This window comes from Endozoicomonas sp. G2_2, from assembly GCF_017744135.1.
Taxonomy (GTDB): domain Bacteria; phylum Pseudomonadota; class Gammaproteobacteria; order Nevskiales; family Salinisphaeraceae; genus Salinisphaera.
The window spans coordinates 35,630-57,057 of record NZ_JAGHQU010000011.1 but is presented as its reverse complement, the minus strand read 5'-3'; the positions used below and the strand labels follow the sequence as shown (position 1 = coordinate 57,057).

Annotated in this window: 20 protein-coding genes; 15 read left to right on the top strand and 5 right to left on the bottom strand. The window is 61.0% G+C overall.

The genetic code is table 11. The features are described 5' to 3' along the window. Positions 1 to 4 precede the first annotated feature (4 nt). From J7355_RS13400 to J7355_RS13350, 11 genes are all read left to right on the top strand, one after another. Positions 5 to 499, top strand: coding sequence for a type II secretion system protein (locus J7355_RS13400; RefSeq protein ID WP_209063517.1), 495 nt, complete (start codon positions 5 to 7; stop codon positions 497 to 499). Positions 500 to 627: 128 nt separating this feature from the next. Continuing rightward, complete coding sequence (locus J7355_RS13395; RefSeq protein WP_280637617.1) at positions 628 to 1,122, top strand: prepilin-type N-terminal cleavage/methylation domain-containing protein; 495 nt, start codon at positions 628 to 630, stop codon at positions 1,120 to 1,122. Positions 1,123 to 1,197: 75 nt separating this feature from the next. After that, on the top strand, positions 1,198 to 1,692 hold the full coding sequence (locus J7355_RS13390) for a type II secretion system protein (RefSeq protein WP_209063513.1): 495 nt from the start codon (positions 1,198 to 1,200) through the stop codon (positions 1,690 to 1,692). Between the two features lie 22 nt (positions 1,693 to 1,714). Then, positions 1,715 to 2,884, top strand: coding sequence for a type II secretion system F family protein (locus J7355_RS13385; RefSeq protein ID WP_209063511.1), 1,170 nt, complete (start codon positions 1,715 to 1,717; stop codon positions 2,882 to 2,884). Then, positions 2,884 to 3,369, top strand: coding sequence for a type II secretion system protein (locus J7355_RS13380; protein ID WP_280637616.1), 486 nt, complete (start codon positions 2,884 to 2,886; stop codon positions 3,367 to 3,369). Before J7355_RS13385 ends, J7355_RS13380 begins: the two co-directional genes overlap by 1 nt. After that, complete coding sequence (locus J7355_RS13375; RefSeq protein ID WP_209063506.1) at positions 3,366 to 4,571, top strand: prepilin-type N-terminal cleavage/methylation domain-containing protein; 1,206 nt, start codon at positions 3,366 to 3,368, stop codon at positions 4,569 to 4,571. Before J7355_RS13380 ends, J7355_RS13375 begins: the two co-directional genes overlap by 4 nt. Positions 4,572 to 4,707: 136 nt before the next feature. Then, positions 4,708 to 7,353: a PD-(D/E)XK nuclease family protein gene (locus tag J7355_RS13370; protein WP_209063504.1), complete on the top strand. Its 2,646-nt coding sequence runs from the start codon at positions 4,708 to 4,710 to the stop codon at positions 7,351 to 7,353. Continuing rightward, positions 7,353 to 10,697: a UvrD-helicase domain-containing protein gene (locus J7355_RS13365; protein WP_209063502.1), complete on the top strand. Its 3,345-nt coding sequence runs from the start codon at positions 7,353 to 7,355 to the stop codon at positions 10,695 to 10,697. The genes J7355_RS13370 and J7355_RS13365 overlap by 1 nt, the downstream gene beginning before the upstream one ends. Before the next feature lie 66 nt (positions 10,698 to 10,763). Beyond that, complete coding sequence (locus tag J7355_RS13360; RefSeq protein WP_209063500.1) at positions 10,764 to 11,114, top strand: hypothetical protein; 351 nt, start codon at positions 10,764 to 10,766, stop codon at positions 11,112 to 11,114. 134 nt (positions 11,115 to 11,248) lie between these two features. Next, complete coding sequence (locus J7355_RS13355; protein ID WP_209063498.1) at positions 11,249 to 13,144, top strand: DUF262 domain-containing protein; 1,896 nt, start codon at positions 11,249 to 11,251, stop codon at positions 13,142 to 13,144. A gap of 73 nt (positions 13,145 to 13,217) precedes the next feature. Beyond that, the gene (locus J7355_RS13350) at positions 13,218 to 13,949 is read left to right on the top strand and encodes a hypothetical protein (protein ID WP_209063497.1); all 732 of its coding nucleotides are present in this window, start codon (positions 13,218 to 13,220) and stop codon (positions 13,947 to 13,949) included. An 87-nt stretch (positions 13,950 to 14,036) separates the two neighbouring features. Here J7355_RS13350 and J7355_RS13345 read toward each other — a convergent pair whose 3' ends face one another. Continuing rightward, positions 14,037 to 14,432, bottom strand: a complete 396-nt coding sequence (locus J7355_RS13345; RefSeq protein ID WP_209063496.1) for a hypothetical protein — start codon at positions 14,430 to 14,432, stop codon at positions 14,037 to 14,039. A gap of 556 nt (positions 14,433 to 14,988) precedes the next feature. Between J7355_RS13345 and J7355_RS13340 the strand changes: the two genes are divergently transcribed. From J7355_RS13340 to J7355_RS13330, 3 genes are all read left to right on the top strand, one after another. Next, complete coding sequence (locus J7355_RS13340; protein WP_209063495.1) at positions 14,989 to 16,104, top strand: twin-arginine translocation signal domain-containing protein; 1,116 nt, start codon at positions 14,989 to 14,991, stop codon at positions 16,102 to 16,104. Continuing rightward, positions 16,083 to 16,700 carry a hypothetical protein gene (locus tag J7355_RS13335; RefSeq protein WP_209063494.1) on the top strand — a complete coding sequence of 206 codons (618 nt, stop codon included), beginning with the start codon at positions 16,083 to 16,085 and terminating at the stop codon, positions 16,698 to 16,700. The genes J7355_RS13340 and J7355_RS13335 overlap by 22 nt, the downstream gene beginning before the upstream one ends. A 65-nt stretch (positions 16,701 to 16,765) precedes the next feature. Next, entirely contained in the window at positions 16,766 to 16,930 is a 165-nt protein-coding gene (locus J7355_RS13330) for a hypothetical protein (protein WP_209063493.1), read from the top strand. A 30-nt stretch (positions 16,931 to 16,960) separates the two neighbouring features. Here the strand turns inward: J7355_RS13330 and J7355_RS13325 are convergent, their stop codons facing one another. Further along, complete coding sequence (locus J7355_RS13325; protein ID WP_037333463.1) at positions 16,961 to 17,368, bottom strand: helix-turn-helix domain-containing protein; 408 nt, start codon at positions 17,366 to 17,368, stop codon at positions 16,961 to 16,963. 88 nt (positions 17,369 to 17,456) lie between these two features. Between J7355_RS13325 and lnt the strand changes: the two genes are divergently transcribed. Next, positions 17,457 to 18,329, top strand: coding sequence for an apolipoprotein N-acyltransferase (lnt, locus tag J7355_RS13320; RefSeq protein ID WP_348523039.1), 873 nt, complete (start codon positions 17,457 to 17,459; stop codon positions 18,327 to 18,329). 428 nt (positions 18,330 to 18,757) lie between these two features. Here lnt and J7355_RS13315 read toward each other — a convergent pair whose 3' ends face one another. Genes J7355_RS13315 through phnE form a run of 3 tightly spaced genes read right to left on the bottom strand, consistent with a single transcriptional unit; the run spans position 18,758 to position 21,422 of the window. After that, on the bottom strand, positions 18,758 to 19,615 hold the full coding sequence (locus tag J7355_RS13315) for a LysR family transcriptional regulator (RefSeq protein WP_209063492.1): 858 nt from the start codon (positions 19,613 to 19,615) through the stop codon (positions 18,758 to 18,760). Further along, positions 19,609 to 20,628, bottom strand: coding sequence for a phosphonate dehydrogenase (locus J7355_RS13310; RefSeq protein ID WP_209063491.1), 1,020 nt, complete (start codon positions 20,626 to 20,628; stop codon positions 19,609 to 19,611). Before J7355_RS13310 ends, J7355_RS13315 begins: the two co-directional genes overlap by 7 nt. Beyond that, positions 20,625 to 21,422, bottom strand: a complete 798-nt coding sequence (gene phnE, locus J7355_RS13305) for a phosphonate ABC transporter, permease protein PhnE (protein WP_247739988.1) — start codon at positions 21,420 to 21,422, stop codon at positions 20,625 to 20,627. Before phnE ends, J7355_RS13310 begins: the two co-directional genes overlap by 4 nt. Positions 21,423 to 21,428: the final 6 nt, after the last annotated feature.

Sequence of the window (21,428 nt, the reverse complement as noted above, 5' to 3'; positions counted from 1 at the left end):
GGTCATGAGCACGCGGACTCATTCACACACATCAGTGCGCCGCATGCGTGGCTTCACGATGATCGAGTTGATGGTTGCGATCGCAGTCGCTTCACTCTTGGCCGCGCTGACGATCCAGACCGTGACGAGCGGCAGCAATCAAACCCGTGCGCAAGAGGCTCAGCGTTTCCTGATTGAAGATTTGCCCGCTGCAATGATCGATCTTGCGCGCTCCTCGAGTTCGTCGACTCGATTGAACAATGCGAGCCAGCTTGAGCAATACGGCGTTGCCCTCGTAACGCCTTGGGGCAGTGCCTGGTCGGTGCGCAACAACGCCGTGGTCAACGGGGCGCACACCATTCGCTACCCGATTGGCGGAAGTGACGCAGATGTCCGCGGGCAGGCGCTCGCGGCATATCTGAAGGGCGACACCGAAGCCGGAAGCGCGCGCTTTAGCTTTATCCAGAGCGCCAGCTATAGCAACGGCAATCTGACCGTGACCTATTCACCCCTGCTGTAAACGCGAGGGCACAGCGCGACTCCCGTTCGTTGAACGCAAAGAACGCCCTCGTGTGATGCCGCAATCGATTCACCCCAGGGGGCTTTAGACAGCAATGACCACAGGCACGAGGATTCCAACAAGCCATCATGCGCGGATCGCGAATCCCGAATCACCTGCCCACGCGGGGCCGAGGTTTCACGCTCATCGAAGTGATGGTGGCGATCTCGGTGGCGTTGCTTCTGGGCTATCTCGCGGTCCAGATGCTCGGCGGGCATCAGGATCAGGCGCGATCGAATGCAGCGCGCGATTTTTTCATCGAGGAGCTGCCAAGAGCGCTGACCACCTACGAGTCCGAGCACGGCAGCCATGCCGCCGTCGACAAGCCTTCATTGCTGGTCTATGGCCTGCAGAAAAGCACTGCCTGGGATGAGATTTGGACGATCGAATCAGGCAGCGCCCGCGGCGGTGTCGATGTGACTTACCCGATTAGTGGACGGACCCCGGACACCATCGGAACCAATCTCGCGTCTTTTCTCAATTCCGTGACCGCATCGGGCAGCGAACGCTACCCCTTCGTGATCGGGGACGCGAGTTACGAAAGCGGATCTAGCGCTGTGAGCGCGAAAGTCCGCGCTTATTAGGGCGAATACATGCGATCGCTTCACATGCCGCCCCTTTAGATAGATGACCGCAAACATAACCTCTCGGAGCATTTCATGACCCCCCATCGCCAACTGACCCGTCGCACGGCTCACAAACAGCACGGCTTCACCCTTATCGAACTGATGGTCGCGATCGCAGTGGCCAGTCTCCTGGGCTTTCTCGCCGTACAGGCCTTGGGCGGCCAGCAGGACACCGCGCGTGTCGGTTCGGCCCGTTCGTTCTTCACCGAAGATCTGCCCAGTGCGCTGACGTCGTTCGGCTCTGCGGTTGGCCAGAACACCGATGTCACCGATCCGGACGACATCATTCCCTACGGCGTCCCGGCGGACACGGCCTGGGGTGAAGCCTGGGAGGTCTCGACCAACGGCCCGGCACGTACCGGCGTGGAAATCACCTACCCGATCGGCGGCAGCAATCCCGACGATATTGGGGCCAATCTCGAATCTTTGCTCACGTCCACCAAGTCTGGTGGTGACCCGCAGTTTCCGTATATCACCGACGTGTCTTACAACAACAGTTCGCTGACCGCCAAAGTTCGTCAGTTCTAACTGACGGGCTTGTCGAGCCATGATGTTCGAGTTCAAGGGCTACAACGGCCGCGGGGCCGTTGTAAGCCATCTCGTCGAGGCCCGTAATGCCGATGAGGCGCGGCCGCTGTGTCCTTTCCCACCGGCCCGGTTCATCTCCGGGCCTCGACGGACCCTTCTTGCTGGTCTGCATCGCGAGCTGACCAAGACGCGCCTGACAGAAGAGTTTCAGGCGATGTTCTTGGCCCAGTTGGGCGGTGCGATCATGAGCGGGCAATCAGCCAATAAGACGTTCCTGCGTCTGATGAGCGAGAACCGGAACCTCAAGAAAGAGATTCCCCGTGTTCAGAACGAGATGCTGGTGTCGCGTCGACTGGAGCTTCTGGAGTTCGACTTTCAGGCGGTTCTGCTCGCCCAGATCGGGGAATCAACCTCAACCTTGGGAGAGGCGCTGCTCAATGCGAACGAGACTCTGCTTTGGCGCCGAGACTTGCTCGCAGACCTCAAGCGAGGGCTATTTGGCAGCGTGGCCCTTATCGGCATCTCAATCTGTCTACTCTGCGGTATCGCGCTGTTCATGACGCCGACGATCCGCGACTTCACCGGTGGCGGTGGTCTGGAGATCACGCTCAACTTCGCCACTTACGTCTTGTTTGCGATCAACGATTTCCTACGCGGATTCTGGTGGTTGCTCGCAGGCGCAATCGGCGGTGTCTTTGCCTTGCGCAAGAGCATCGCCAGGCGTCTTTCGGACATGCCCGGCCTCGACAGCATATTCGAGTATTTCAAGCTGCAGCGGGGCATGCGGTTCCTGACCGCGTACAAGCCGCTCTTCGACGTGGGCGTCAGCCATCGCGTGGCGCTGGAGCAGCTGGCCAAGGCGAGTGGCGGCGACGATAAGCGCATCTATCAGCAGATGCTGGCCCAGATGAAACGCGATAACTCGCCCTTGTCCGTGCTCCTCGATCATCCATCGATGCCGCAGATCATTCGCAGCGGCTTCGTGGGTTTCGAGGGCAACGACAACGCGACACAGCAACAGGTCATGCGCACCCAACTGCGCCTGTGCCAGTCGCGCGCCCGAATGAAGGTCACCATGATCAAACGCGTTCTCACAACGGGCGGCTTCGTGCTTGTGATTACCGCGATCCTGCTCATGGCCGTAGGCGGCTATCTCGCACTGGCGAGCATGCAGCCCTCGATGGGTATGTGATGCGATCCCAGGCGGGTTTCACGATGATCGAGCTGCTCGCCGCGATTGCGCTCGTCTCGATGCTGGGCATAGCGATCGTGACTGTTCTGTCGGGTCAGCGGACTCAGCGGAATTTGCAGACGACCAGCGAACAGATGAGCGCGATCGCTCGGATTGCTGGTGATTACCGCCGAATGCGCAGCACCGCCGGCGACGACTACATCTCGACCGGCAGTGTCGATGTGGCGACGCTCAATCAGCGGTTCGATGTGTCACTGGCTCTACAGAATCCCTGGGGCGGCGACTACGAAATCGTCACTGGCCCTGTAAACGAGATCGTAAGAACTGTGATTCCGGTCAGGGCAGAACCCCCTGGCTTTCGAGTGACTGCGCTCAGCGGCCAGCGTACGCGGCTGGAAAAGCAGTACATCGGCGGGTCGGGCGGCCCATATACCCGTCGACTTCGTCTCATCAAGAAGCAGCTTTACTCAGAGGATTCACGATGACGTCTCGTCAGACCGGTTTTACGCTGATCGAGCTTGTTGTGGCCACGGCCGTGGCCAGCGTACTCGCGGCGATTGCGGCGTCGGTGCTCGTGCCCCAGTACCGCAGCGGCATCAACGATAAAACGATCGGCGAGATCTACATGATCCAGGAAGCCGCTCAGAACTACTTCCTCGACAACGGTAATTTGCCCGGGGGATCGAGCTGCAGCTCGGCGATCAGCGTACTGCGAAGCAACGATTACTTACTCGCGATCGATACGACCTCACCGTGGGGCTCGTCCTACAGTACGGCTTGCCCGACGCCAGGCCCGCGTTTCGAAGTGTCGGTAGACATCCCTGATCCGTATAACCGACGCGCGCTGAACAGCCTGATCGACAGTTCCGCGTCTGGGGAGACGGTCACCTCGTCGGTGCCGACACCCAACATGATTCCGGGCGGTGGCAACTATCTGTCCCTCGACTCATCTGACCCGTCCGAGCGAACCATGCAGGAAGATATCCTCATGGATGGCAACGATATCCGAAGCGCTGGTTTGCTTGATGCCGATACCGTGCGCGCCGACACAGGGGACTTCAACGGGCGAGTAGAGGCCAACAACATGCTGCTGACTGGCGGCGACCTCAATACCGGCGGCGGCGACGTCACATTTGGCGGCGGCCGGGCCAGAGCGGTTCAGGAAGTCGTGATGGTCAATGGTGTGCGCATGGTGTCGCAAAGCGGGGATACGTTGCGCATCTATGCGGATCGGACCCGGATCAATAACGAGCTTCAGGTCGACGGCCCGACAGACTTGAACGGCAATCTCGATGTTAGCGGCCGCGGGAACATCAGCGGTGATCTCGATGTGGGCGGGACGATCTACGCCGACGATATCGTGACCCGCGAAGGCGTACGCCTGTCGGAATCACTGCAGGAGACGCAGATTCTGAAGGTGAATAGCAACAGCACGTTCAGCAACCGGATCGCTGCACCGAACTGCGCGCCAGGCAGCACCCCGACCGTGTTCGCGACGCCGGTCCGAATTGGTGGTGGTGTCGCTACTAACCAGACGGCCCCGATGGGGTCGATCACAACGCGAATGGTGCGGACCGGCAATTATTACCAGCTCTATATGAACGTGACGGACACCAACAACCTCAACTCGCATAACCCGCCAGATGGGCTGGACTACGCCTTGGCTTTCACGCGCTGCGAGCGATAGGGCCATTGGTCTGACCACGCCGTAGGGGCCGCACGCGCAAAGGCCGAATATGCCTTCGTGCGGGGGCGCGAATAGGGCTTGCGGCGCATATGCCGGGGACTAGCGTGAGATTAAGTTAATCCACGTTAGGACCGACATGAAAAGCTGGTTTGAATGCGCCCTGTCGGGTGCGACCGTCATCGTTCCCAGTGAGCGTATGGCGCGCGAGCTGCGTATCGAATATAGCCGCCGGCGCAGCCTCGACAACACGATCTGGGCCGCGCCGCATATCGTGGCGTTTCGTCAGTGGACGCTGGCGCGCTGGGCCGATTGTCTGCCGGATCTCCAGCTGCTGCACCCGGCCCAAGAACTGGCACTGCATCGTTATGTGCTCGAAGCCGATGGGCTGGGCGAGCGTGTCGTTGCCCCGATGAATCTCGCGCGCCAAGTGCGCGAGGCTGATCGTGTGGCCGACAACCACCGCCTGGTACTGGACACGCCCAACATCGGCTCCACCGACGAATACGCGGTGTTCATGCGCTTGCGTGGCCAGGTTGAAGAACGTCTGGCGGAGCGCCGCTGGATTACCGCCGAGCGTGTCGTCGATGATCTGATTGATCGAGCGGACGCCGGCGAATGGACGCCGGACGCTCACATCGGTTTCTACGGCTTCGTCTCGCTGACTGGCCAGCAGAGCTATCTCGCCGACGCATTGCGTGCGCGGGGCAGCACCGTGGATGTCCATCTTCTGGATGCGCCGGATGCAGCCGACGCTACGTTGCGTGTGCTCAGCGATCCTGACGATGAAGTGCGCGCCCTTGCGGACGATCTCCATGCGCTTTTGGCGGCTGGCGGCGACACGCAGCCGCGCGTGGCCGTGTTCGTGCCGGACATACAGAAATGGCGAGGCACGCTCGACCGGATCTTTGCAGCTACCCTGACGCCGGATAGCCGCCTGCCCGGTGGGGGCGGTGAGGACGCGCCGCGCCCGTGGACGTATGCACGCGGTCTGGCGATGAGCGATACGGCGGCGATCGGTGCCGCAATGGATCTGCTCAAGTTGTCCCGGCGCGACAATGAAGCGGCCCATCTCAGCCGTGTGCTGCTCTCGACGAGCTTCTGGGGTCGTGCGAGTGCCATTGACCGGGCACAGCTCGAATACGCGCTGCGCTCCCTCGGTGGGCGTCGTCACGGCGTGAGCGTCCTGCGGCGCCTGTCACAACGCCTTGAGATCGGCGAGTTCACGCGCAAGAGCATTGACGCCCTGTGCGATACGGTTGAGGACACGCCGGCCATTGCCTTGCCTTCGGCATGGTGCAAGGTCTTCGATACACGTCTTGCTGCTGCGCGGTGGGAGCTATTCCGCGAGGCCAGTTCGGAAGACTTCCAGCTGCTCAGCGCGTGGCGCGAAATTCAGCGTCAGATGGCCGCGATGGATGACCAGCTCGGCGAGATCAATCAGGGCCGCGCGTGGGCCTGGATGAACGAGCTGTTGGTCGCGCGAGACTTCAACCCGCGTTCGCAGGCGATCGAGCCAATCCGCATCCTCGAATTCGAAGACGCGCCGGGCATGCGTTTCGACCATGCCTTCGTGCTGGGCCTGACGGGCGACACCTTGCCGCGTCCGGTACGTCAGAGCCCGTTCTTCGAGCCCGATCTCCTGGCCGAGGCGGGCGTGTCGGATGCGACGCCGGATCAGTGTCTGGAAACGGCTCGCAGCCTCGCAGGCTGGCTGGCGGGTAGTGCTGCGTCGGTGACGTTGAGTACACATGCCTTCGGGGCGCGCGGCGCGCTTCAGATGCCCAGTCCATTGTTCGGGCCATGGCCTGCGACAACCCAGCTGGGGGCACGCCCGCGCGCGGCCTGTGCTCTGGTTACGCCCGATGATGATCCGGTACCGGCGGTGTCCGTCGAAGAAGCCGAGGGCGTGCGTGGTGGCGTCTCGATTCTGGCCTGGCAGGCACAGGTGCCCTATGTGGCGTTCATGCGCTCGCGTATCGGGGTCAAACCGATGCCGGAGACGGGTGCACCGCTGACGCCGGCTGTGCAGGGCACGTTCATTCACCGGGTACTCGAACGCCTTTGGGGCCACATCAATAACAGCGATGCCTTGTTGGCAATGGACGCTCAAAACCGGCGCGAGCTGGTCGCGGCGCAAACCTACGCGGCGGCCGAGGACGACCAGATGTTGCCGGCGGCGATCTACGGCCGTGCGCTGGCTGCGTTGGAGCGTCGTCGTGTCGCTGACCTTTGCGAGCGCTGGCTGCGCCTGGAATCGCAGCGTGTCTATCCCTTCGAGGTGGTCGCGCGTGAGCGTGAAGTACAGACGGTGATTGCCGGGCTGCCTCTGAAGCTCAAGATCGATCGCGTGGATCGGGTACACGTCAACGGGCAAGACCAGATTGTCCTGCTGGACTACAAGACCGGCGGCTACGTGAGCACGGCGGGCTGGAAAGCCGAGAAGCTGACCGACCCGCAGCTGCCCCTCTATGCCAGTTCTGATGCGGTCGAATCGCTGGATGTGGGCGGTTGCGACGGCATAGGACTCGCGCACGTTGCGGCGCACGGAACCGGGTTCAAGCTGTGTTCATCGTTCGCGGATCACTTCATCGCCGACCGCAAGGGTGAGATCGGGCACGGGGTCGCGGACTGGGACGTGCAGTTGGAAAAGTGGCGTGAGGCGCTGCAGTCGAACGCCGAGGCATTCATGGCCGGAGACGTGGGGGTGACCCACGAGATGCTTCGCAACCCGCGTGGCTACGAAGACATCGCCCGGCTGATGGGACAACGAGAGGAAGCGTAATGACTCCTGAAGACGCGACACAACGAGCACAGGCGCTCGACATTACCCAGCATGTGATCGTGCGTGCGCCGGCTGGCTCAGGCAAAACCGAGCTGCTGGTACAGCGATGCCTCGCGGCACTGGCCGTGGCGAGCGAGCCGGAGAGCGTTGTTGCCATCACATTTACCGTGAAGGCCGCGAACGAAATCCGTCAGCGCCTGTATAGCGCGCTGGAGCGGGGAACCGGCGAGGCGCCGGCGGCCGAACATGCGCTCACGACATGGCAGCTGGCCAAGCGTGTGCTCGAACGGGACGAGGCGATGGGCTGGGGACTGCTGGTTAATCCGGCGCGACTGCAGGCGCTCACCATCGATGCGCTCAACGCGCGCCTGATTCGTCAGCTGCCGATCCTGAGCGGATTGGGTGGCCCGATCGATGCGCTCGACAATCCCTATCCGGCCTATGAGCAGGCGGTCACGGCCCTATTCGAGGAGTACGAGAACGACAGTCTCGATACGGACGTGCGCGCGGCGCTCGAACAGGTGCTCGTGTTCGCAGACAACAGCCTCGACCGGCTCATGCCGATGTTCGTCTCGATGCTCGAAAAGCGTGAGCAGTGGCGTGATCTGCTGGGTGACGCGGGCGATACCGGCGATGAGCAGGCCGTCCTCACGGCGCTGGTTGGCCAGCGTGTAAACGATCTGGTCGATGTGCTGCCCGTTGAAGCATGGACGTTGATTGCCATCGCTGATTCAGTCTCTCACGCGAACACCGACTGGGCCGCTGCGCTGCATCGCTCCTCGGGCCGCTCGCCGGGGCAGGTTGTCGCGTGGCAGGGTTTTGCACGGACACTGCTGACAACCCTGGGCGACTGGCGCGCGAAGCTCACCAAGCGAGAGGGTTTTGCCGCCGACGATCCGCAGACACCCGACGCGCGGGCGGCGCTGGAAGCGCTCAAAGGTCATCCGGACAGCGAAACCGTGCGCGAGCGGCTGGTCTCCATGATGACCTTGCCCGTGCTGGAATACCCCGAGTACGCCGATACCTTACGTCGGGCGCTCTCGCAGACGCTGTCTCGCTGCGTGGCGCATCTGATGCTGTCGTTTCATGCCGAGGCCGGCGTGGACTTCTCCGAAATCGCCTTGCGTGCCGCAGCCGCCCTGCGCGGCGGCGCCAGCGAGGATATGTCGGTGATGTCGCGGCAGAACATGCTCATCGAGCATCTGCTGGTGGATGAATATCAAGACACCAGTACGCTTCAGAACGAGCTGATTGCCTCGCTGGTCGAGGCCTGGGATGCAGAAGAGGGGCGCTCGTTGTTCCTTGTCGGCGATCCGCAGCAGTCCATCTATGGCTTTCGCCAGGCTGAAGTGCGCGAGTTCATGTCGATCTGGGAGAACGCGGCCTTCGCGGGCCTGCCGCTTACCTGCCTGACCTTGACCCAGAACTTCCGCTCGCGCCCGGCGGTGGTCGATGGCTGCAATAACATTCTCGCTGCCGGCTTCCCGAGTATCGGAGATCGTGACAACGGCGTCGTGTCGCTGAGTCGATCGAAAGCCGCCCGTGACCCCGAGGCCGGGGCCGGCGTGTGGATGCACCGGGTCGACTACGAAGACTGGACGGATGAGGCAGAGCGTGTCGCTGGTCTTGTGGCCGAGCGCCTCGAAGAGAAACCCGGCGCCGATGTGGCAATCCTCACTCGGGCGAAGTCTCATGTCGCGCGCATTCTCGAAGCGCTCGCCGCACGCGGCATTGCGTACGCCAGCCAGGATCTCAATACCCTCACCGGGCGTGGCCCGGCGGCGGATGCTATCGCGCTGATTCGCGCGCTGTGGCACGCCGCAGACCGGGGCTCGTGGGTGGAGTTGCTGCGCTCGCCGCTGGTCGGCCTATCGCATGCCGATCTCGTGTTGCTCTGTCGCAACGCGCTTTATGTGCCGATCCCTTCGTTACTGGCGGACGATGAACGCATGGCCATGCTCAGCGATGACGGTCGCCAGCGTGTCGCGCGCCTGATGGATGCGATTGAAGCGGCCCGCGCTGACGTGAATCGTTGCAAACGTCTGGATCGTCTCGCGGGGAGCGTATGGCTCGCACTCGATGGCCCGGCCTGCATGGATGCCACCGCCGAGCGAGATGTCGAGCGCGTGTTTGACGTTCTTGCCGAGCATTGCGTCGCCGGCCAGCTCGAATCTCTGGAGCGTTTCACCGCCCAGCTTAATCGTCTGTTCGCGAACACCAGCGAAGGCCGCGTCCAGGTCATGACTATTCACAAGGCAAAGGGGCTGGAATTCGATACCGTGTTCCTGGTCGGGACGGGGCGCGGGACGGCGTCTCCAGATCGGCCGCTGTTGCATCGCGTGCGTACCCGTCATGGCGTGCTGACTGTGCCGCGCGCGCCGCGATTCGCCGACAAGAAAGATCCCACAGTAGCGCTCTACGAGTTCGCGCATGTGATGGCTACCTCGGTGCAGCGCAACGAGTCCATGCGCCTGCTGTACGTGGCCATGACCCGCGCAAAGAGTCAGCTGCATGTGGTGGTCAATCTCAAAGGCGATCGCCCGGAGAAGAGCACGCTGGTCGAGCCCGTATGGGATGCGTTGGTTGCTTATGAGCAGGCTCCGCCGGCGCTCACCTTGTCGAAGGTAGATGACAAGGCGCGTTTCGTCCCGTGTCCGCCGCGTCTGCCGGCAGGGCATGCTTGCCCTCTCGAAGGCCGCGATATCCTTGCGCCCGCGATCAAGAGCACCTCGCCGAGTGAGCGCGTGTTTAAGGCCGCACCCGTGAAGCAGCATAGCGTCGAAGACGGTGAGACCGCCCGAATCATTGGCATCATGTATCACCGGGTCATGGAGACGCGCGCGCGCCGCGCTGCGCCTCTGGATTTCGAGCCGTCTGAGCTACGGGCTGCGCTGGTGGCAATGGCGCGACGTGAGGGGATGCCGGAGCCGGATGTGGCGCGCGCCGCCGGGCATGTAATCGAAATGCTCGATCGCACCCGACGCTGCAAGGCGTTGGCCGATGAGGTCTTCAAGGCAGGGCGGAGTCTGGTCTCGGAGTATCACTACACCGGCCAGGTCGGAGGTCGCTGGACAACCGGCATCATCGATTTGGTGAGCTGGTCGAGCCAGGCTGAGCGCACGATCTGGGTCTTGGACTACAAGGCGAGCGTGGTCGATCCGGCCATCACCGATCGCGCGGGCCTGATTGCCGGGCTGGTCGTGCGTTATCGCGGTCAGCTGGTGGAGTACGCAGACGCCGTCCGGGCCCTAAATCCGGGCTTTGACGTACGCACGGCGCTTTTCATTCCGGCATTCGGTCACCTGGAGGTGGTCGATACGGCCACCGAGGAGGCAGCGGCATAGTGCTCCAGGGCGAATTCGCTACGCAGCAGGACGCTTTCATGGATGAGGCGCATACCACTGCACGCGATGCCCAGACGAAAAAAACCAGCAGCCTGCACGATCGATATCACGATAGAAGGCGCACAGCCTGATACCTGCGATGTAGCCGTGCAGCGGCTCCTGGGATTTGCTCGCCAATGGGAAATTGCGGTCTCCGGCCCGAGTGCATATCGGCGGGTCGGAGACCCCATCGTTGCCACAGAGCAGCCGTTGCGTCAGATGCGGATTCACGGCCGGCGAGTACGACTACGAGCCGTCAACCAAGAAGTGATCGAGGCGATGCGCGAGCTGCAGATGCCGTGCGCGCTCGCGCTCGACGTCACCATTCTGGCCACCAAAAAACGAACGGCGCGGGGTGTGGCCACATCCTCACATTGAGCACCCACAGTTAGCCATGCGATGTGCGGAATGCACCGATCTTCTGGCAACGTCATACCCTTGGTCCGCGGTAGAAGTCTTTTCTCACGCGTTCAGTGGCAACCTCACAGGGGATATAGATGCAGCCGCACACAATGACCGTTCACGAAATCTTCGAGAAAGAGCGGTTGCACGTCGTACCGTTGTTTCAGCGTCCCTATGTCTGGTCACAGGACGATCAATGGGCGCCTCTCTGGGATGATATCGAGACGCAGGCACAGAATTGTCTTGAGTCATTCGATCGAACAGGGGAGATCCAGACGTCCCACTTTCTGGGCGCGATCGTGGTGGACTCTGCCAAGGTCTACGGCCGCGGTGTTGCACGCGCGAATGTGATCGACGGCCAGCAGCGACTGACCACGCTGCAAATCTTTCTCGCCGCGCTTCGAGACGTGGCTGAGAAATACAGCGAGGAAGACGCCGAGGCAGTTCGCGTGCTTACGCAGAACCGTGTCTCAGGCTCTGATTACGAACAGCGTTTCAAGGTTTGGCCGACCAATAGCGATCGTCAGGCATTCGCTGCGGTGATGACTGCGGGTTCGCCCGAGGCTCTGCGCGACCTTTTGGACGATCAGATAACCCAAGGGAAGCTGCCGCAGCTGGCGCGCGCGTACGAGTTCTTTCACCGCACAATCACGTCGTTCCTCGAGAACGATGAGGATAGCTTGCCTGCTGTGCGCGAGGCCGACCATGCACAGCGGGTCTACGCGATCATTCATGCGCTTCGCACTGCCGTGTCATTGGTCGTTATTCAGCTGGAAGAGAACGACGACCCGCAGATCATCTTCGAGACGCTCAACGCACGCGGACAGCCGCTCATGCCCTCGGACCTGATTCGCAACACGATCTTTCTCGAGGCCTCGCGTAGAAAGCTCAATGGCGAGGATCTCTACACGCGGTACTGGAGTCACTTCGATACGACCCAGAGTGCTGCCAACGACGACCACCGCCTGTTCTGGCACGCCATGGAGAGCCAAGGGCGCCTCTATCGGCCACGTATCGATCTGTTCTTCTATCACGACCTCGTGCTTCGCACCGAACGTGTCCTGAATATCAGCCACCTATTCAGAACCTTCCGTGAGTGGAGGTCGCGGGCGGCTCTCGACACGGAAACCTATCTGGCCAGCCTTGAGCGGCGAAGCAAAAATTTCGCGCAGCTGGTCAATCCCGCCGGCACCGATCGCCTGGGCGTCTTCGCCAAGCGCCTGAAGGCCCTGGAGACCAGCACCGTCTATCCGATTCTTCTATGGATGATGGAGCGTAGCCCGAGCCAGCTCAGCGAAGAGTCGCGCGATCGAATCGTCAGCGACCTTGAGTCTTACCTCGTGCGCAGGTTCGTGGGTGGCTATACCCCGAAGAACTACAACAATTTCTTCATCGGTTTGTTGCGTCGTCTGTCGAGCGACCACGACACATCATTGCAGCCGCAGGATGTCGTGCGCGAGTACCTGCTGGAAGGGGAGGGGCCGACAAATATCTGGCCTAGCGATAGTGCGTTCCTCCACGGGTGGCTCAACCGACCGATCTACTACAAGACGAAGCCGTTTCGCGCCGCGATGGTGCTTCGGGCATTGAATGACGGTATGCGCACCAGCCGCTCAGAGGCGATGACGCCGCCTTCCGATCTCACTGTGGAGCATTTGATGCCCCAGAAGTGGGAGGCCCATTACCCGTTTTCTGACGAGTTGCCGGAACCAGAGAACGAAGAGACGTTGGTTAATCGACGTCAGCGGCTCTGCGACACCATCGGGAACCTAACCCTACTCACGTCCAGCCTAAATAGCTCAGTCGGTAATGCTGCGATCGGCAAACGTGTGGCCAAGATACGGGACGACAGTGATCTACGCCTCAATGCCCACTTTCGAGATGGGGTGTTCGAACAATGGGATGAGCGCGATATCGAGCAGCGCGGACGCCGATTGTTTGAGGTCGCTACCGAGATCTGGCCGAAGCCGGCCGCGCCGGTCACTGATATTGACGAACAGACCTGACTCAACAATCCATCGGTGCTAGCCCCGAGACGCGGTGTTGTCTCGGCTCTCGCCGATCCGAGTATAGAATTGCGTGATGTCGAACTTCCTCTATCCGATTCCGAATGGGCGTGCCGGCGAGGCGATCCTGCGAACCTGGCATCAGATACGCAAGACCGGTATAGCCAGTGCTCAGCCGGTTGCCGTGGATGGCTCCTACCTGCGTGTCGGCTTCGGTGGGCATCACTCCAACGAGTTGATACTGGCGCTGCTGGCAGGCCTGGCGAATCCGGAACAGGCAGAGCAGGCGCAAGATCCGGTCTGGCGTCTACCGAAAATGATCGGCCTGATTTCTTCGCTCGACTCGAAGCAGAAAGATGCCTTGTTCGCGTTGGCACGAACCGATCTCCGGCCAACGCTTTATGAGGCGGTCTCCACGCTGATCCAGATCGAGGATCTTCAGGATTACTTCGAGCACGAAGCGCATACAGACATCGAGCCTGTATGGCAGCACTACACGATCAGGCCTTCGGGATACGCGGCGTTCAATCACGCGACCCTTAGCGAAGGCAATCCACCCGACTGGGGTGTGTTTGACGCACTTCGAAAACGCGCCCAGCGTGAGCGCATGGACGAGGGTCGGCGCGTCGCGCTGGTCACCATTCTCTCGATCTACAACAGCGAAGATACGGCTGTGTCGTTCAAAGGCCGCGGCTGGACTTTGAGAGCTGGGGCGCTGGGCCGTTATGTGCGGGATCGCGCTGAGCGTCAACCGATAGCATTCGACGCGTTCGTGCAAGCGCTGGCGGTTTATCCCGGCTGGTGAACTACTGAGCTGGTGGCGTTGGCGTAAACCCCAGACCACATGCGGCCGCTAGCTCTATGACAATCGGCAAGACGAGCGCGTGGTCGATTAATCATCGTCGCTGAAAGCGGCGTCGAAGCGACCGTTCATGTAGTCGCTGTTCACCGTCGCATCATCAACGTAGCCGTAATCGGCCAGAGCGCGATTGAGCCGGCGTGTTGGAATCACCTCGCGGTGAAATCGCTCGAGGTCGAAGTGTTCGATCCGGCCTGACCGGAATAACGTCACCACTTCGATATCTTCAGGGACTTTCGCCGGGAAGTGCTTTTGCCTGTAGTCAACGACAACGCCGGGTTCTTTCTGGTCGGTCTGCCCCATAGACGGCTGCTGCACGATCGAACCGCGCACGGGTTCCCATAGGCGCTGACATGCCGAAAGCCGTGTTTCGCCGGTGCGAGGGGTGCGGTTGTAGGTTCCGCTGGGATGGCGATTCGTGTCAGCCATATTCGACCTGGTAGATAAGACGTCGCCAACAGGCTTACGCCGTTACGCAGATGTCGTGTGAGCCATCAGAGTCTGCCATCGGCAGAAATGATTTTCCATTGACCGCTGTAACAATCATATAAAGAGGGTGAACGAGGAGTCTCGCTCGTAGACTGAAGGACTGGCATTCGACGTACCAGCGGTATTTTTTCGCGAGTCGAGCCGAATCGCTGTGGTGCTTGCCCTTTAAGGGGCAAAGCCCACGACGACGCAGACCCGCCAGATGTTTCAATACTGCTTGTACGCCCCGTTGCGTCTATACGCCGATCGTTTCCACCTGCGGTTCGGCTTATCGCTGATTCCGTTGCTGCTGTTGCTGATCGCTCGCGATATAACGCATACCCCGACCTCGGTTCTGGATCTGATCTTGTTCGCATGGCCTATGGTGCTGGTCTTCGGGTGGTTCGTGCCGTTGCCCTCGACGCATGTGTCGCCGCCCAAAGCAGCGCTCGTGCGCCGTTAAGCCATGTGCGGAACTGATAAGGACTGCGGGTGTGGCTGCAGTGACGCGTCGTCATTGGACGCGAGCCGCCGCGACTTCATCAAGGCCGTGGGCGGAATGGCGTTGGGCGGACTCGGGGCCGGGGCTTCTCTGACCCCGGTCGAGGCCTACGCCGCCAAAGCAAACCTGCTCGGCTCCGTGATTCCGGCGATGGGTGATTGTTTCGATCACCAAATCGTCGGTGTCTGCACTTGTGGCTTTCCGCCCGTGCCGTGTGGATTTCGAGTCCGTCACTACCTGCCGGTGGCCATGGTCGAGTGCATTACCTCGCCGGACGACAGCGTCATCATAGGTTCGAGCACCGCCAGCCTCTCGGGTACACGCCGGTTATCCACGAGCGGCCCCGATCGCCAGACGGGTTTCGATACGAATGTCTGGGCGATCAACGATGCCGTTCGCTCGGGATTAACCTATGGATTCAGCAACTGCGGCTGGTGTGACTCTGGCGACGCCCGCGACTCGCATAGTTCAACTTCTGGTCCCTCGGGCACTGGGTCCCTGGACGCCGCGGATAACTTGATGGGCTGCGGGCTCAGCCTGGGCTCGATCGTTTCAGGCCTAAACCAGCTCGGCGGCTTCTCGGCGGGCGGCATTACCCTGCCGTTGGCGTACTCCTCGGGCATCGATCAAGAGCACTGGACGACGGGCTGTCGTGATCGATTCGAGGCAACGGTTCGCGCGCCCTTGGTGCCTCCGATGTGCTCGGTGAGTCTGCCCGACGGGGTTGCGGACGCACTCAGCGAGCGTGCCGGTCAGATTGGCAATTACATGCCAGGCAGCATCAGCCGTAGTGACGTTTGTATCGGTGGCATGGGGCCGTTGTACCCACGGCAGATGAACGCACAGGGCAAGACCGACCCTATCGGTGCATTGGTCACTGCATGGCGTGCGCTTCACCTGGCTCACTTCGATCTGAGCACGTTCAACTACCGGGTCGACCCCAACGACAACAAGTGGCAAATGCTCTATCCGAATGTCGGTAGCAGCTGCTTTCGCCTGACCGATTCCGTTGAACACCTCGAGGATGAGATTGGCGTTTCCGAAGATGGCCGATATGCCTTCATCTACTGGACGCCTGTCACCTGTTGTATCGACTTCCAGGAGTACGGATGTACCGCAGCAACTGGATAAGCCATGGGGCCGGCGCGCTCATGATCGTTGTGGTTGCGGTCACGGCCCACGCCCAGCCTCAATGGCGAGATCACCGGCTACCGGACGGCCTGGCAAACGTCTCACTCGAGCAGCGAGTCGGCTATCTACGCCGGCATCTCATCGAGCCGGCCAATGCCTCGGCAAGTGCCCAGCTCGCGAGCGCGGCACATGAGCGTCCCACGTCCGAACAGCTGGGCGCCGTGGCTCGAAAGGCACCGTCGCCGATAGCACGGGATCGGCTGGTTATCGAGACGTTCATCACCCCGGCCATGACCGATCAGGTTGTCGGCGCGCTGTGCGCGCTCAAGGGGATCGGCGACAAGGTCCAGGTGACAGTCGAGCACCGGAACTATGTTGTGCTTGAGCCTGAGTCCGTCCAGCCGAGTGTATCGGTATCAACTGACTGCCTGGACGATTGGCATGCCACGACCGACTACGGCGGCGAGATCACCCGCGGCCGCGGCGTGCCGCAGCTGCCGTATTTCGCCGCTCATTACGGTGGAAAGACCGTACAAGGTGACTTGGCCAGCTATCGCCACAAGATCGAGCAGCTGGCCATGCAGTACGGCCTGTAGCAGTTGCGGCGCGCCATACGCGCGCGAGACTTGCCCGACCCGCTCATAAACGCACGAGAACAACCATGCTTCGCCCCCGTTTTGCAGTCCTCATGCTGGCGCTGTGCCTTGGCGTCGGCCATGCCCATGCCAAGACGCTCACTGGCACCGCCGGCAAAGTCTTCGATGGCGACACTTTCATTCTGGAGATGGAGGGGTCAACTCACGAAACGGAAAAAATCGTACGCTAAGCCGCGCCGCTAGCACGCGGCGCATAATAGCTACTCGTGATTCGCCAAGCACTCGACAATGCGGCAATCCCCAATTCGACCCCCGTTGCAGGCATGGAGCATATCCTCCAGTGATTCTTCCAGCGCGTGCAGGGCCGCAAGCTTGCCCCGCACGGATTCAAGATGCTTTCCCGCCAGCCGCGCCACGTCTTCACAGGAAGCATCGCGTTGATCCGCTTGTTTCAGCAGCGTGCGCACATCGTTTTGACTGAACCCCATTTCCCGGCAGCGCTTGATGAACGTAAGCCGTTCGACGTGTGGCGGGCCGTAGTGGCGCTGGCCACCCTCACTGCGGCCCGCTTCCGGCAGCAAACCTATATCGCCATAGTAACGGATCGTGGCCGCCCCCACGCCTGTGCGTCGAGCCAGATCGCCAATACGCAGATCGGATTGCGTCATGAATACCTCGCGCTTGAAGCTCTAGCAACTAGAGGATTCACTGTGCGGTTTCTGTCATCCGCTGGCAAATCAAGCGTAGGAAGATCGCGTGTGCAAGCAAGCCTTGATCAGCCATGTGTCGGCGCGCAACGCGACAGTATTTTCGGGCATGTGCGCGGTGTATGCCTTGGCGTTGCTTGTTGGCGCCGTCCTGCCGCTGGCTTTCGCGCCGTTGGGTTGGTATTGGCTAGCCGTGCTGTCGCCGGCTGTTCTATTCCTACTGGCCGCCCGTCTACCGAAACGCCAGGCGCTCTGGGCGAGCTATTTCTTCGGTCTGGGTTACTTCGGCGTAGGCGTGTCCTGGGTGTTTATCAGCATCAGTCGCTACGGCAGCGGACCTGTGACTGCCATGCTCGTCACTGTGGGCTTTGTGGCCTTGTTGGCCTTGTTCCCGTGGTCAGCGGTGTTTCTCGTGCGCACCTTATGCCCGCGGATGGGTGGTTTCGCACTGTGGCTTGGATTGCCGGCGGCATGGGTATTGAGCGAATGGGCCCGGCTCTGGTTCCTGACCGGCTTTCCTTGGCTCTTTCTAGGTTACAGCCAGATCGGCACACCGCTTGCCGCAATCGCACCGGTGTTTGGCGTGCTGGGCGTGAGCTTTGTGGTGACCGTGATGGCAGGGGCTCTGGCGTGGACGGCGCTTTGTGTGAATCTGCGGCGCCTGGCAATCACCAGCGGCGCACTGGTCGCGCTATTGATCGGCGCAAGACTGCTTGATCGTGAATGGACCGAGCCGGTAGCCAAGCCACTGTCCATCGCACTTGTGCAGGGGAATGTGGAACAAGACAGGAAGTGGAAGCCGGAGGCGCTCGCGTTCACCTTGAGGCGCTATCGAGCGCTTACCCAACCCTACGCGGGAATCGACCTTATCGTCTGGCCGGAAACCGCCGTGCCGGCGTGGTTCGATCAAGACAACGCGTAGGGTGCAGTTTCGGAAGCTGTTGCGTAGCTGAGTGTCTGATTCATATATCGCCGCGAGAGATTATCGGCTCGGACTGTTGCGCAGCTAGAGAACGCTGGTTTGTTGCGTCCACATGAGCCGAGCAGCGCGGCGGGCTTCGAAGGATCAGCCGGTGTAGCGGCTTTCGGGCCAGAAGCGGACCTCGTGATCACTGATTCGGCTAGCTTGCTATGACTCATAGATGGGGGGCGGTAGTCGATAGCGGGGTATGGTCGGGAGTGCGGAGCCGCCTTTCTTTACACCGCGGCGAAAGTAAAGCCCGGGATCGCTTAGTCGCTCGCGGCGTTGGGCCGTATGTCGCTGTCAGTTGCTGCCGACCTAGGCGATGAAGTATGGGACGCCAGCCGAGCCGGACTTGTTCGTTTTCCGTGGAGCAACGCGGGCCTACTTCAGGCTTGTAGAATGGATATAAAAGCTTGGGTAGACTCGCTTTGCCGTTCGCTCGGCGTGATAGCCCAGAGCGGTTTATAGAGTCTTTTAGGGCGGAGCGACAAAGCGCATAGTCGGGCAGCAGCGACGTCCGCAGACACCGCCGAACGCAGGACCAGCGATATGCCTTGTTCGTGAATGACCGCCTGCTTGACGGCTTCGGTACTACCGAGTTCGGCCGCAACTTTTGGTAGCAGTTCGTTGCCGAAGAATTCGCGTAGCAGTCGCCCCGTACCGGTACCCGGCTCACCGCCCAGAAGCGGCATGGCCGCTAGTTCCTCGCGCGCTACAGTCTGACGTTTCGCCCAGGGGTGGATCGGTGCGACGATCACGACCATCTCTTCGCGCTGCCATAGGCGCGCTTCGAGGTCGCTACGTTCGTGCCAATGTTCGGTCAGTGCGAGGTCGATTTCCCCGCGTTCCATACGCTCTATGATATGTGCGTTACGGTCGATGGATACCTCGGGCGTCCGTATTTCAGGTCGGCTTTCGCGCAGACGCTGAAGCAACCGAGGCAACAGATAGATACCGATATTCGATGAAGCACCGATCGACAGGTGTTCTTCCAGTGCATCGCGGCGTGCCTGTGCGCTCAGGCTTAGCAACGCATGGGCACGCGGCAAAAAACGTGAACCGGCGGCCGTCGGCGCAGCGCGCCCGCCGTGCCGATGCAAAAGCGCAATGCCGATATCAGCTTCCAGACGTCGAATGCGGTGCGACAGGCTCGCCTGGGATATCCCCAACGCTGTTGCAGCACTTCGAAAGCCGCCTTCGCGGAGCACGCTAACGTAGCTTTGTACATACACCAGGTTCAGCATTCGATGTCGTGTTTAAGCGGCCTGTTCACAGGATCCAGCGGTTCGCCGCCCATCAAAACTCGAATGATGTTTTCCGCCGCGCGCATCTCGATGGCCCGGCGCACGTCGGCCACCGCCGAGCCGAGATGCGGGGTGAACAGCGTACGGGGGTGTCGCCGCAAAGCGCTGTCGATCGCTTTCGGCCGCGGTTCGCGTGATAGATCTTCCATCTCGAACACATCCGCCGCGTAGCCGCCAAGCCGGTTAGCGAGCAGCGCTTCGCGTACCGCTACCTCATCGACTACCGAGCCGCGCCCCGGATTAATAAGCAGCGCATGAGGCCGCATCATGGCTACCGTCTCGCGGTTAATCAGGTGCAAAGTAGTATCCGTCAGCGGGGCGGCGAGGACCACGATATCGCTGGCTTCGAGCAACGCGTGCAGGGGTAAGTGCTCGGGATATTCACGAGTCTCGCTGCGATCACTGATCTCGCTATAGCAGAGCCGCACATCGAAGCCCGCCATGCGTTGCGCGATCGCCTGGCCAATGGCGCCGAACCCTATGATGCCGACCGTTCGGTTCGCCAGACCCGTGCCATAGAAACGCGGGCTCCACCCGGTAAAAGCGCCGCTACGTACGAATGCATCGCCGGCGACAATATGTCGGGCGAGGCCGATCGTGAGTCCGATGGCCAGTTCGGCGGTCGGCACAGTCAGCAGGTCGGGCACGTTTGTAACCCAGATCCCGCGCTGTGTGCAGGCCTCGATATCGATATTGTCGTAGCCCTTCAACGCCCCACCCACTACCTTCAGCTGTGGGCAACCGGCCAGCAGGTCCTCGTCCACACGATCGGTCATGAAGGCCATGATCGCTTCGGCTGTGTAGGCTTCTTCCTTCAGCCGCGACGCAGACCAAGCGTTACGGCCGTCGTTAAGGATCAATCGGGCGTGTTCGGCGAGACGCTCGCGAGTCTCCGCGAAGGCCTTCTGCGTGAGTACGACGGCTGGGCGTTTGCTGTTTACGCGCACGTTCATTGCAAACGCCGGCGCAGATAGGAGCCAATACCATCGACGATCATGACCATCGCCAGAATCAGCAGAAGGATGGCAAAGACTTCTTTGTACTGGAGGATTCGCAGACTGCCAATCAGTTCGAAGCCGATGCCGCCTGCACCGACCAGGCCCATCACCGTGGAAGCGCGGAAGTTGTATTCCCAACGATAGATCGACACATCGAGGAACTGCGGCAATACCTGGGGCAGCACGCCGTGCCATATGGTCTGAAAACGGCTCGCGCCTGTTGCGCGCACGGCTTCGACCGGCGCGGGATCGGCATGTTCGATGGTTTCGGCGAAAAACTTGCCGACCATGCCGATCGAATGCAGGCCGACCGCGAGCACGCCGGCTAGCGGGCCGAAGCCCACCGCGGCAACGAAGATGATGCCCATGATGAGTTCCGGCACCGTACGCAGAAAATTGAGCACGTTACGGGTGGCGTAGTACACGCCAAGATTGGGTGTGGTGGTGCGCGCGCTTAGAAAGGCCATCGGCACCGACGCTAGAACCGCTACTGCCGTGCCCGCGACACTCATAGCTAAGGTATCGGCCAAAGGCATCATCCAGCTGCGCCAATCTGAGAAATCGGGCGGCAGCATGTTAACCATCAGTTCGAACAGGGCCGGCAGTCCGAGGGCCAGACGTGAAGCATCTAGCAGGCCAACGAACTCGCAGGCGATGCCGATAAGAACGATAACGACGGTGAGCTGGGCGATTAGCCAGCGCCGCCGGCGGCGCTCCCCGGCGAGCAGGCTGTCATAAGTGGAGGACATGCTCAT